Origin of the sequence: Glycocaulis abyssi, assembly GCF_041429775.1 — a bacterium.
GTDB classification, from domain to species: domain Bacteria; phylum Pseudomonadota; class Alphaproteobacteria; order Caulobacterales; family Maricaulaceae; genus Glycocaulis; species Glycocaulis abyssi.
In genome coordinates, this window is sequence record NZ_CP163421.1 from 1,760,123 (window position 1) to 1,771,995 (window position 11,873).

Sequence of the window (11,873 nt, forward strand, 5' to 3'; positions counted from 1 at the left end):
TGAAAACCGGGGGGAACCATGATCGAAGAATTCGCCACCCGGCTCATCGCCGGGTTCACACCTGCAACGCTGATCCTGTTAACGCTGGTTTCAATCGTGGCCGCGCTCGTCATGCGCCGCTGGAGCCAGCTTTACGCCGCGACGCTCTTTGCCTTCGCGGCTGACTGCGTAGCGCGCTACCTGCTGGAGCTGGGCGCAGCCGACGGCGTGCCGGTCAATTTCGCCATGGAACTCGCCATGACGCGGCTCGACGCAGGCGCGATCAGCGCCATGGCCCGCCCCTTCCTCTATCTCGCCGTCATCGCCGCCCTGTTCTGGGTGAAGAAGCGATATGGGGGGCGGTAGGGGGGTCACAGGGCGCGACGCGATTCAGCTTAGTCAAGCACGCTTGGTGACTAGCGCGAAGGAAGCGGACCCTCGCACAAATGATATTCCCCATTGCGCGGCTCTACACGCCAAACAGAATCCACGACACCTCCAGGCGAATACAGGGCCGTTAGATAAACGTCACAACTTTCTACAATAATCCGGTCAACACACGAGTTGAATGCTGCGAGCTCTTCATTAAGAATTACCGAAAAGAGCGGTCCGCGTTCGTCAGAAAACTCATAACCACTCTGATTTCGCGCCAAACACCCAATAAAAACATACATTGTTCGCTCATTTAACGAACTGCCTTCAATCAGGGATCGTTGGCTTTCAACTGAAAGGTGAATGAAATCATCGTCCTCGGAGCAACCGGTGAAGAGAAACAATAAAGTAACGAGCGCTATAACCGGCGTTTTCACTCCAAATTTATGCATGCGCCGCTCTCCCTGCCCGTAATCTCGCCAGCCGCGTTGGGGTGCCTGATACCAATCGGTCGTCAAACTTGTCCCCTGCATCTTGGGAGAGTGGTTGGGCCATATTCGCCCTCATCTCCCGCCGGTCATCACATTGCCCGGTCAGACACATACTACACCCGTCAGAGACCGGGGTGGATAAGTTTAAGAATGCCGTGTTTGGGAAAGGTCGGGACGCGGTTGCCCCTCTCCGGGTCATGGATCCCGGGTCAAGCCCGGGACCCCTGTGGAGAGGTCAGTGTTAAACTGGCAAGGCAATGGATACCGGCACCACAATCCGGGGCCCCGGCCCCCGAGCCGGGGTCCACATTCAATTTCGTGCAGGGTCTGACCGTCCCCCTCGCCCCCTTCGGGGGCACTCCCCCCGTAAACGGGGGGAGACACCGGCACCCTGACCACTTCTACCCCCCAAGAAACTGCGGCGCGCGTCAGGGCAAACGCGCGCCGCAGCATCTAACCGTCCGATGTAAAGGGACAATCCCTTCAGGGGAGGATATCGGCCGGCTGTCCGTTGGCCGTCACCCGCGTCTCGATGATCGCGGCGGCATTGGCAAAGGCTTCTTCGGTCTCGCGCGCGCCCATGAACACGGCCTGACCTTCAGAGAGGACCGGGCCATAGAGCAGCGTGCCTTCGGCGTCGTCGTCGGCGGTGAAGACATCAGCCAGCATGATCTCGTCCCACGCGGCGCGCACCTCCGCCCAGTAATCGGCGGTAGCGGCCCAGTAGCGGTGGGCGTTTTCCACGCCGCTGAGCTCGGTACGGCGATAGGTGTTGATGCCGTGCTCGCGCACCAGCTCGCGAGGCTCGCCGTCACGCAGGACCAGCTTTGAATTGTCCTGCTCATGGGTCCAGCCCCAGGCGGTGATGGTGTGGCGGTTTACGGCTGCGATCGTGTCATAATCATCGCGCGTGGTGGCATCGCGGCGCGGCAGCGGACGCCATGAAACAGCCGGCGTCCAGGTGGACGCGCCCACACCGTGCTCCCAGCGGGCAAGCCCGGCATAGCGCGGGGAATCGTCCACCTGATAGACGGTCTGCGACCATGCGCCCCGCGCATCCTCCGCGCTGACCGCTTCCATCTCCCAGCTGTTGAAGCCGCGATAGGCCATCAGGCGGGAGGGCTGATACTGCCAGTCCTGACGCCAGTGCTTGATGACCGTCGGGTCTTCACGGTCGCCCACCAGCAGGAGGTGTTGCAGCGAGATGAAGCCCGGCTCGTCGGCGATCACGATCACCACTTCGCGCGCCGGTGTCTCGGTAGACGGGCGCAGCTCATAGCCTTCGGCAATCGGCAGATATTCATTGAAGGCGAAGGTGACGGCGTATTCGCCCTGCATCGCCAGAATGGCCTGACGGTCGGCTTCAGCCGGAACACCGGCCTCGCCTTGCGTCTGCACGCTTTCCGCTACCGTCCCACCCAGCGCGGCGGCCGGTCCGGCCAGCATGGCCAGCGCCAGAAAACTGCCCGTCAGCCCTGTTACCACTCGTTTCACCGTCACATCTCCATCTGTTGCGTTGCTCAGCCCCGCAAGGGCTGCAGCGATCTCTGCCTGCCTCAGGGACGCGTAATTGTGTCCCTTGCGCATGGCCTACTCCCTCAATTGCAGTTTTGCAAACGATTCTGACTTGCATTCCTAAGATTGCCTCGACATAGATGCCGCAATTGAGACTTATTCGCAATAAGGAAGCTGCATCATGTCCTCCCCAATCCACACCCTTTCCCTTTCCGCCCGCGCGAGCCTGCTGGCCAGCGCTGCCGCTCTGGCCCTGCTGCCCGCTGCTGCGTTCGCCAATGATTCCGACACCGCGCAGGTGAACGAGGCGAGCGAGACGATCATCGTCACCGCCACGCGCACCCGCCTGCCCAATTTTGATTATCCCGGCATGGCATCGGTGATTGATCTGGACTGGCTGGAATCCGAGCGCCCTTCAGACCTGAACGACCTTCTGCGCGATACGCCGGGGCTTGAAGTCGCAGGCGGTCCGCGCCGGACGGGCCAGACGCTGTCTCTGCGCGGGTTTGGCCGCGAAAACATTGCGCTTCTGGTCGATGGCGCGCGGCAGAATTTCTCCTCCGCCCATGACGGGGTGATGTTCATCGATCCGGGCCTTCTGGGCCGTGTGGAGACAGTACGCGGCGCAGCCTCCTCGCTTTATGGTTCGGGCGCTTCGGGCGGCGTGATCGCGTTTGAAACCGCCAATGCCGACACCTTCCTGCAGGCCGGCGAGACGCGCGGCGCGCGCGCCTCCATCGGCTACCGCTCCGGCAATGAGGAAACGCGCGGCTCTGCGGCTGTGTTCGGACGCAATGATGCGGTCTCCGGCCTGGTTGCCCTGTCGGCGCGCTCCTCCGGCGATATTGCGCTGGGCTCCGGCAATGATCTGCCGGCTGATGACGAAGTGATCTCCCTTCTGGCCAATGGCGAATGGCGCGTCAGCCCCGGCCTGACGCTTTCTGGCGGCATCCTCTCCTTCCGCAATGAGGCGCGCGAGCCCAATAACGGCCAGGGCGCGCAAGAGGTGACCAGCGGCAATCCGCTGATGGAGAAAGATGTCAGCGCTGACACGTATCGTGTGGGCCTGCGCTTTGCGCCTGAAGCCCAGTCGCTGATCGGGCTGGAGATGACGCTCTACCGCACCGAGGGCGGGGTGGATGAGCGTGACCCGCTCACCGGCCGCTTCATCACGCGTGATCTCACCACGAATGGCATCCGCGCCGAAAACCGTTCCGAGTTCCTGCTGGGCACGCTTCCCGCCGCGCTGACCTTTGGCGGGGAATGGTATGAGGACGAGCAGACCGGCACCGACAGTGACGTCCCATCGGGCCTGCGCGGCGGTGTGCCGAACGGCACCACCACTTTCTACGGCGCCTATGTGCAGGGCGAGACGGAGTTTTCCGCCGGCGGTTTGGGCCGTGTCATCCTGCTGCCCGGCGTGCGCTGGGACCGGTTTGAAAGCGATAGCGATATCGGCGGCGCCAATGAGGACGAGGCCGTATCGGCCCGCTTCGGTGCCACCTGGGCGCCGGTGGAGCCGGTGCGCCTCTTCGCCAGCTGGTCAGAAGCCTTCCGCGCGCCCTCGCTCAACGAGCTTTATCTCGATGGCACGCACTTCTCCCTGCCTCACCCCATCCTTGGCGCGCCGAACTTCATCACCAATGACTTCATTCCGAACCCGGCTTTGCGCCCTGAAAGCAGCGAGACCTTCGAGATCGGGGCGGGCTATACCCATACCGGCCTGTTCACACCTGCTGACCGGCTGGAGGTGAAAGGCGCATGGTTCCGCACCCGCGCCGATGACCTCATCAATCTGGCGGTGGATTTCGCGCTTGATCCCACCTGCTTTGCCCCGCCCTTCTTCGCGCCCTGCTCGGCGGGCACCTCGTTTTCCAGCAATGTGGCCGATGCCGAGCTGACGGGCTTCGAGATCGCCGCTCTCTATCAGAACGGGCCGCTCACCCTTTCCGGCTCGGTCTATGAGGTGGATGGCGAGGATCGCACCACTGGCGCGCCGCTGGGCTCACTGCAACCGGTGCAGGGCTATGTTCGGGGGTCATGGAGCTTTGATCGGGCAGACATAGGCGCGCGCCTGAGCTTCGCCGGTGATTTTGACAATACGAGTGCTGGCAATGAGCGTGACGGGTTTGCGGTGCTCGATGTGTTTGGCAGCTGGCAGCCCTTTGAGGATCGCCGCGTACGCATCAATGCCGGCGTGGAGAATGTGTTCGACGAAAACTACGAGCGCGTGTTTGCGGGCGTCTCCGAAGCGGGCCGCACCTTCCGCATCGATCTGTCCTGGACCGGGGGTTGGTAGGGCGCGATTCCCTCCACTATCCCGGTCTTGGTCCGGGAAGTGACTGAACGCTTCAGTTTGCGTTTCACCGGCGCAAGCCGGTGCCCAGCCCTTCTGGACCCCGACTTTCGTCGGGGAAACGCAGATAGGTTTATCGGAAGTGCTTGCACTCAGGCGTTGAAGGTCGCGCGTCTGTCCGGCAGGACTTGAAAGCACACCCAACACGGCCGGTTGAGGGACTGGCCGCATGAGACCCCCGCACCTGTCCAGAGGGTGCGGGGGTTTTTGTTTCTTCAGCGCCCCTCACCGCTCCTTCTTTTCGTCATTCCAGAAGCCCGAAGGGCTATCTGGAACCTAGAGTTTTTTTCTGGGTTCCGGGTCTCGCAAAGCTCGCCCGGAATGACGAGGGAAAATAGCGGAAAAGCAATCTGGGTCCCCGGTTCCCCGTTTTCACGGGGACAGGCGGGGCGGGGGACCTAAGATGTTTCTGGCGAATGCCTCTCAACCGGGTCCCCGGCCACCGAGCCGGGGTCCATCTTTCCGGCCACCGAGCTTGTCCATGGGTCCCCCGTCGGGGCGGGGGACCCCGGTGGAGAGGGTATCGGTCAAGCTGGCAAGATTTTCAGAATGGCAACACGACCGGAGTCTCCCGCACCGACGGGAGACCCAGCTTTTTTCTGTCCTCCCCCACATCCGTGGGGTCGGTTCCGGCCATGAGGCCGGGCGGGCAGTCGCCCTTTTCGGCGGCCTATGGCCGCCGCAAGCGCGAACGCGCGCCCGAGCTAATGCGAGGAGCGACGGGGCGGAGGCCCCGGAGCATCATTAAAACTAATGCGCCGCCCGGCGCATGCGTCCGGCGATCTCGTCCATCTCGGCCTGTTCGGCGGCGCGTACCGCATCCTCGATGCGCGCCACGCGGCGCTCTTCGAGAAGCTCGTACTTTTTCAGCTCGCCGAACGCCGTCTCCAGCCGCTCGCGCAACTCACCGGCCTGGACCTCCACCTCGCGTTCGGAGGCACGCAGGTTTTCCTTGCGCTGAATGACAGAGCGCGCATAGGAGCCATAGGCCAGATAGCCTTCCTTGCTCTCCGATGCGGCGGCCTGTTCGCCCGGAACGCTGGCTTCGAGACGCTCGATCTGGTCGGCAATGGCCGCGCGGGCGCGATCAATGTCGGCCATCTGCTTTTGCAGTTCTTCCACCTTGAACCGGGCCAGCCGGATCAGCGGGGCATGAGAACGTGTGCTCATGGTTTACTCCTTTCCATCCACCACAATCTCCGACAGGGCTGCGAAACTCTCTTCGATTGAGGAGGTTTCGTCTTTTCCCTGGCGGAGGAACGCTTCTAGCGGGCCGTTAAGCGCAATCGCGCGGTCGACCTCTGTATTGGACCCGGCGGCATAGGCCCCCAGCCGGATCAGTTCTTCCATGTCGGCATAGGCGCTAAGCACGCGCCGTGCCTCGACAATGATCTCAGCCTCGCCGGGCCCATAGACCTCCGGCGCGGTACGCGAGATGGATTTGAGGACATCGATGGCCGGGAAGCGGCCGCGCTCGGCAATCGCACGCGTCATCACGACGTGGCCGTCGAGAATGCCGCGCACGGCGTCGGCAATCGGTTCGTTATGGTCATCGCCATCCACGAGAACGGTGAACAGCGCGGTGATCGACCCGCACCCGTTCTCGCCCGGCCCTGCCCGCTCCAGAAGACGCGGCAGCTCGGCAAAGACGGACGGGGTATAGCCGCGCGTGGTCGGCGGTTCGCCTGCCGCAAGGCCAATCTCGCGCTGGGCGAGCGCAAAGCGCGTCACCGAATCCATCAGGCACAGCACGTTCAGGCCCTGGTCACGGAAATACTCCGCGACAGTGAGCGTCATATAAGCCGCCTGCCGGCGCGACAGGGCGGGCGCATCGGAGGTTTCGGTGATGACAACGGCGCGGGCGCGGCCCTCCTCGCCCAGCACCTCATCGACAAACTCGCGCGCTTCGCGGCCCCGCTCGCCAATCAGGCCGATCACGATCACGTCCGCGCTGGTGCCGCGCGTAATCATGCTCATCAGGACAGACTTGCCGACGCCCGACCCGGCAAACACACCAAGGCGCTGGCCGGTGCGCATCGGCGCAAACGTGTTCAGCGCACGCACGCCCAGATCCAGGCGCGGGCCCAGCGCGTCGCGCTGGTGGGCGCAGGGCGGCGCACCCTTGACCGGATAGGCGGTAGCGCCTTCGGCCAGCTTGCCCTTGCCGTCTCGCGGTTCGCCAAACGCATTGATGACCCGGCCCAGCCAGGCAGCATGCGGACGGATCACCATGCCTTCAGGATCGATCCGGGCAGGCGCACCGGCGCGAATGCCGGACAGATCACCATGGGCCATCATCAGGGCGGTATCGCCCCGGAAGCCCACAACCTCGCAGCGCTGGGGATTTTCGCCTGCGCCGATATAGGCGCTGGCACCGAGGGTAAGCCCGGCACGCGGGCCTTCGGCCTCGATCAGAAGGCCGTTAACCGCCTTCACGCGCCCCTTGAAGGTGCGCGTCTCGATCTCCTCGATACGCTCGATCAGACCTTGCACGGCGGTTCCCGCTTCGCTGTTGTCCGGCATCGTTCTGATACCGGTCTTGCAAGCTTTTAACGCGCGTGCGGTTTCAACGGCGTAAACGACTGTGCAACGCCTCGCTCATACTTTCTCCACAGGCCATTGCAGCAAAAACTCTGCGGTAGCGGCACACGCCGCAGCGTGTTTTATCAATACGTTAACCAGGCGCAGTGCTGGAGGGACTCGATTCCACCGGTCGAGTCAAATCGCTGTTAACTTTCTCGAAGGAATTGTCGCGCCATTCTGCGAAGCACGTTAACCATGGGGACGACGCGCGGGATCAGGTGATTCGCGCGAGCGGCTGCGGAGAGGGACCGATGCGGGTACTGCTCATCGAGGATGATCGCGCGACAGCGCAGGGCATCGAACTGATGCTGAAGTCCGACGGCTTCAACATGTATACGGCCGATCTGGGCGAAGAGGGTGTCGATCTCGGCAAGCTCTACGACTACGATATCATCCTTCTGGACCTGAACCTGCCGGACATGCCGGGTTTTGACGTCCTGAAAACGCTTCGCCTTGCCAAGGTAGATACGCCCATCCTTATCCTGTCGGGCAATGCCGACATTGATAACAAGGTGCGCGGCCTCGGCTCGGGCGCGGACGACTACATGACCAAGCCCTTCCACAAGGAAGAGCTGATCGCGCGCATCCACGCCATTGTGCGCCGCTCCAAGGGTCACAGCCAGTCGATCATCCGCACCGGCGATATCGCGGTGAATCTCGACGCCAAGACGGTCGAAGTGAACCAGCAGCGCGTTCACCTGACCGGCAAGGAATACCAGATGCTGGAGCTGCTCTCCCTGCGCAAGGGGACGACGCTCACCAAGGAAATGTTCCTCAACCATCTTTATGGCGGCATGGACGAGCCGGAGCTGAAGATCATCGACGTCTTCATCTGCAAGCTTCGCAAGAAGCTGGAAGCGGCCACCGGCTCCAAAGCCCCGATCGAGACCGTTTGGGGCCGTGGCTATGTGCTGCGCGATCCCGTCGAGGAAAAAGGCGCGGCGTAACGCCCCGCTGCCTGAACTGACACGGAAAAACCCCGGCCCCCGCGCCGGGGTTTTTCCTTGGGCGCAGTGAGACCGGGGCGCCGCCCGCAAGGACCGATTTGCAATTAACCACACCCGGCGCCCGTGCTATATTGCCTGTGTTACAGGGCAGCCCCGGACGGGGGCTTTGCATCCCCTCACCTGCCCCCGGACGGCTGACAGAACCAAGCGCTCGCCCCTTGTAACAGGAGGTAGAGACATGCGTTTTCTGATCAGCCTTGCCGCTCTCGCCATCATCGCTCCGGCCAGCGCAACCGCACAATCGGTCGTCACTATCGGTACCAGCCAGGCACGTGGCTGCTACGAGGCGGCCATGAGCGTGACCAGCCGCGCCAGCACGGGCCTGGCCCTATGCGAGGCCGCTCTGGCCCAGGACGCGCTATCACGGCGCGACCGCGCAGCCACCGAAGTGAATATGGGCATCTTGCTGATGCACGCAGGCCGCTCCGATGAAGCGCTGGCAGCCTATGACCGCGCGCTGGGCATACAGCCACAGCTGGCCGAAGCCTGGCTCAATCGCGGGATCGCCCGGTTCGCCGCGCGGGAATATGCCTTGGCCGAAGCCGATTTCACCCGTTCGCTGGAGCTGAATATCCGCGAGGCGCATAAAGCCTATTATCACCGGGCTCTGGCGCTGGACGCGCGCGAGCTTTACCCGCAAGCCTATGCCGACTTCCAGCAGGCGCTGGAGCTGGCACCGGGTTGGAACCTGCCCTTGCGCGAACTGGAGCGCTATGAGGTGGTCAGAGCGCCGGTGAACGGGTAGCGGCGCTACGCCACTGCGCGCGCGGCCGCCGGAGCGATCTGCGTGTCAGGCTGGTTGCGCACATAGAGCCCGCGCTGACCGGGAACCGGTTTCAGGCTGTCGGTCAGCCCGACAACCGTTTCAGCTGCGCCCAGCACGAGATAGCCATCGGGCGGCAGCAGGGCGGCAAGGCGGTTGAGAATCTTCGCCTTCGCCTCGACATCGAAATAGATCAGCACATTGCGGCAGAAGATGATGTCCTGCGCGCCATAGCGGGAAAAGTCGTCCAGCAGATTGCCCGGTTCAAACCGGATCATCTCGCGCAGTTCCGGTTTTACCCGCCAGCTATCCCCGCTCTGTTCGAAATGCTGGACCAGGCGCTGGATGGGCAGGCCGCGCTGCACCTCGAACTGGCTGTAAAGTCCGGCCTTGGCCTTTTCCAGAACGTGGGCGCACATGTCTGTGGCGAGGATTGAGGCGCCAAGCCCGCTCGTCTCACGGATCAGCATGGCCAGCGAGTAAGGCTCCTGCCCCGTGGAGGCGGCGGCGCACCAGATCTTCAACGCACGTCCGCCGCGCGCCTGACGCAGGGCCGGCGCCATCACCTCGCTGAACAGCTCGAACGGCGTCTTGTCGCGGAAAAAGAAGGTTTCGTGCGTGGCCAGCGCTTCGGAGGCTGCGGCGCACAGGCGCTGATCGCCGCGCATCATCGCATCAACAACCGCTTCAGGGCCGGACAGGCCCTCGGCGCGCGCCAGCGGGGCCAGGCGGCTCTCGATCAGATAGCCCTTCTCCGGGCCCAGAACGAGACCGGAGCGCTTCTTCACCTCGGCGGCGAGGAATTTGTATTTGGGTTCGCTCAGCATTATCGCGCTCCTGTCAGCCGGCGGGCGAGTTCCGGTCCGATCTGGTTGAGTGGCAGCACAAGATCTGCAAGGCCCGCTTCGGCGACGGCGCCGGGCATGCCCCAGACCACGCTGGATGCCTGGTCCTGCACGATCACGCCGCCACCGGCCTTGCGCACATGGCCCGCGCCGCCGCGGCCATCAGAGCCCATACCGGTAAGGACAAGCGCCAGCAAATTCTTGCCCGCTGCGCGCGCGCAGCTTTCAAACAGCGGATCGACAGACGGACGGCAGAAATTGATCGGCGGGTTCTGGTCCAGCCTGGCGCGGAACTGGCCCGGCGTGCCTTCCACCGTCAGGTGGAAATCGCCCGGCGCCACATAGACATGGCCGGCTTTGAGGGTTTCACCATCGCTGGCTTCACGCGCGGGCAGTCCCTCACGCGACAGATGCTCGGCCAGAATGGCGGTGAACACTTTGGGCATGTGCTGGGCGATCACCACCGGCATGCGGATCGAGGCCGGAAGATTGTTTATCACCTGACGCAGGGCCTGCGGCCCGCCCGTGGACGAGCCGATGGCCAGAAGATCGATGCGCGATGGCAGCTCGCGCCCCGAAGGCGCCGGAACGGCACCGCTCTCGACCGGCATTGCCGCAGCTGAGGTCCGGACAGTGCCAACAGGGCGATGGGGCGCATAACGCGGGGCCAGCACGGCCAGCTTGTCGAGCAGTTCAACGCGGTAGCTCTCCGCCCCGCCCATGCGGCTGGTATCGGGCTTGGGCGCAAAGTCGGCCGCGCCAAGGGAAAGCGCCTGCAGCGTAACCTGCGCACCCTTTTGCGTCAGGGTGGAGGCCATGATGACGCGCGCTTTTGGCGCCGCTTTGAGAATTTGCGGCAGGGCGGTCAGCCCGTCCATGCGCGGCATTTCAATGTCGAGGACAACCAGATCAGGCTGCAGCTCGCCAGCGCGCTTTACCCCCTGCTCGCCATCCGAACAGGTGGCCGCCAGCGCCAGACGCGGATCAGCCTCGATCCAGCGCGCCACCAGCCCGCGCACCACGGCGGAATCGTCCACGACCAGTACACGCGGCAGGGTTCCGGGGGTGGCTCCGGGTGGAAGATTGGCGGCGGCGTTCATTGCGACGGCCAAGCTCACACCAGCCCGGCTTCGGCGAATTTGGAGCCGATAATGTCGCCGTCGAACGGCTTCATCACGTATTCGTCGGCCCCGGCACGCAAAGCCTGGGTGATATGGGACATGTCATTTTCGGTGGTGCAGAACACCACGACGGGGCGCTTGCCATTCTGCTCGGCGCGCAGCGTGACGAGGAAATCAATGCCGTTCATCACCGGCATGTTCCAGTCCAGCAGGATCGCGTCGGGCATGGATTTGCGGCACTGGTCCAGCGCCATCTTCCCGTCCTGGGCCTCTTCGCAGGCAAAGCCGAGATCTTCCACGATTTTACGGGCCACCTTGCGGATCACCCGGCTATCATCGACTACCAGACAGGTTTTCATTGCCCTATTTGCCTTTCGCGCGTCAGGCCGCCATCGCCATGTCGGCGGCGATCAGCCTGTCCATATCCAGTATGGCCAGCAATTCGGTTTCCAGACGGTGAACGCCGGACAGCAAGGCCCGCCAGCGCGGGTCGAGATGAGCGGGTACCGGCTCGAACGTGTCCTGGCCAAGACGCAGCACCTCGCCGACCTCATCGACGAGCACGCCGAACAGTTCCGCGCCCCGCTCCAGCCCCAGTGACATGCACGGCGCGTCGGCCTCGCGCGCGGGCAGGCCAAGGCGGATGCGCGCATCAATCACCGTCACGATGCGGCCGCGCAGATTGAGCAGGCCGGCGATTTCCGGACGCGCGAGCGGTACCGGGGTGATGGCCTGCGGCGCGAACACTTCGCGGATTTCGCTGACCGGCGCGCCGCACAGCTGGCCTGCGATGCGCACCGTCACAAATTCACGGCTGGTCTGATAATCGAGTGCCATGATC

At 63.5% G+C, this 11,873-nt stretch carries 12 protein-coding genes; 4 read left to right on the top strand and 8 right to left on the bottom strand.

Going from position 1 to position 11,873, the window contains the following annotated elements:
• Positions 1-18 precede the first annotated feature (18 nt).
• Entirely contained in the window at positions 19-345 is a 327-nt protein-coding gene (locus AB6B38_RS08625) for a hypothetical protein (protein WP_371392451.1), read from the top strand.
• Positions 346-395: 50 nt separating this feature from the next.
• Here the strand turns inward: AB6B38_RS08625 and AB6B38_RS08630 are convergent, their stop codons facing one another.
• A complete protein-coding gene (locus AB6B38_RS08630; RefSeq protein ID WP_371392452.1) occupies positions 396-869 on the bottom strand; it encodes a hypothetical protein in 474 nt (157 codons plus the stop codon).
• A 456-nt stretch (positions 870-1,325) separates the two neighbouring features.
• Positions 1,326-2,429 (bottom strand): DUF6607 family protein, encoded by a 1,104-nt coding sequence (locus tag AB6B38_RS08635; protein ID WP_371392453.1) that lies wholly within the window; start codon positions 2,427-2,429, stop codon positions 1,326-1,328.
• A 109-nt stretch (positions 2,430-2,538) separates the two neighbouring features.
• On the opposite strand from AB6B38_RS08635, the gene AB6B38_RS08640 reads away from it, so the two are divergent.
• The gene (locus tag AB6B38_RS08640) at positions 2,539-4,656 is read left to right on the top strand and encodes a TonB-dependent receptor domain-containing protein (protein ID WP_371392454.1); all 2,118 of its coding nucleotides are present in this window, start codon (positions 2,539-2,541) and stop codon (positions 4,654-4,656) included.
• Between the two features lie 807 nt (positions 4,657-5,463).
• On the opposite strand, the gene AB6B38_RS08645 is transcribed toward AB6B38_RS08640, so the two are convergent.
• The gene (locus tag AB6B38_RS08645) at positions 5,464-5,883 is read right to left on the bottom strand and encodes a flagellar FliJ family protein (RefSeq protein ID WP_371392455.1); all 420 of its coding nucleotides are present in this window, start codon (positions 5,881-5,883) and stop codon (positions 5,464-5,466) included.
• A gap of 3 nt (positions 5,884-5,886) precedes the next feature.
• Positions 5,887-7,206, bottom strand: coding sequence for a flagellar protein export ATPase FliI (gene fliI / locus AB6B38_RS08650; RefSeq protein ID WP_371395084.1), 1,320 nt, complete (start codon positions 7,204-7,206; stop codon positions 5,887-5,889).
• A 341-nt stretch (positions 7,207-7,547) separates the two neighbouring features.
• On the opposite strand from fliI, the gene ctrA reads away from it, so the two are divergent.
• Complete coding sequence (gene ctrA, locus AB6B38_RS08655; protein WP_371392456.1) at positions 7,548-8,243, top strand: response regulator transcription factor CtrA; 696 nt, start codon at positions 7,548-7,550, stop codon at positions 8,241-8,243.
• Positions 8,244-8,481: 238 nt separating this feature from the next.
• Entirely contained in the window at positions 8,482-9,048 is a 567-nt protein-coding gene (locus tag AB6B38_RS08660; protein ID WP_371392457.1) for a tetratricopeptide repeat protein, read from the top strand.
• A 5-nt stretch (positions 9,049-9,053) separates the two neighbouring features.
• Here the strand turns inward: AB6B38_RS08660 and AB6B38_RS08665 are convergent, their stop codons facing one another.
• From AB6B38_RS08665 to AB6B38_RS08680, 4 genes are read right to left on the bottom strand one after another with little or no spacing between them, the layout of a single operon-like run.
• The gene (locus tag AB6B38_RS08665) at positions 9,054-9,893 is read right to left on the bottom strand and encodes a protein-glutamate O-methyltransferase CheR (RefSeq protein ID WP_371392458.1); all 840 of its coding nucleotides are present in this window, start codon (positions 9,891-9,893) and stop codon (positions 9,054-9,056) included.
• Positions 9,893-11,011 carry a chemotaxis response regulator protein-glutamate methylesterase gene (locus AB6B38_RS08670; RefSeq protein WP_371395085.1) on the bottom strand — a complete coding sequence of 373 codons (1,119 nt, stop codon included), beginning with the start codon at positions 11,009-11,011 and terminating at the stop codon, positions 9,893-9,895. The genes AB6B38_RS08665 and AB6B38_RS08670 overlap by 1 nt, the downstream gene beginning before the upstream one ends.
• A 14-nt stretch (positions 11,012-11,025) precedes the next feature.
• Positions 11,026-11,391 carry a response regulator gene (locus AB6B38_RS08675; protein ID WP_188452733.1) on the bottom strand — a complete coding sequence of 122 codons (366 nt, stop codon included), beginning with the start codon at positions 11,389-11,391 and terminating at the stop codon, positions 11,026-11,028.
• Positions 11,392-11,413: 22 nt separating this feature from the next.
• Positions 11,414-11,869: a chemotaxis protein CheW gene (locus AB6B38_RS08680; protein ID WP_371392459.1), complete on the bottom strand. Its 456-nt coding sequence runs from the start codon at positions 11,867-11,869 to the stop codon at positions 11,414-11,416.
• Positions 11,870-11,873 lie beyond the last annotated feature (4 nt).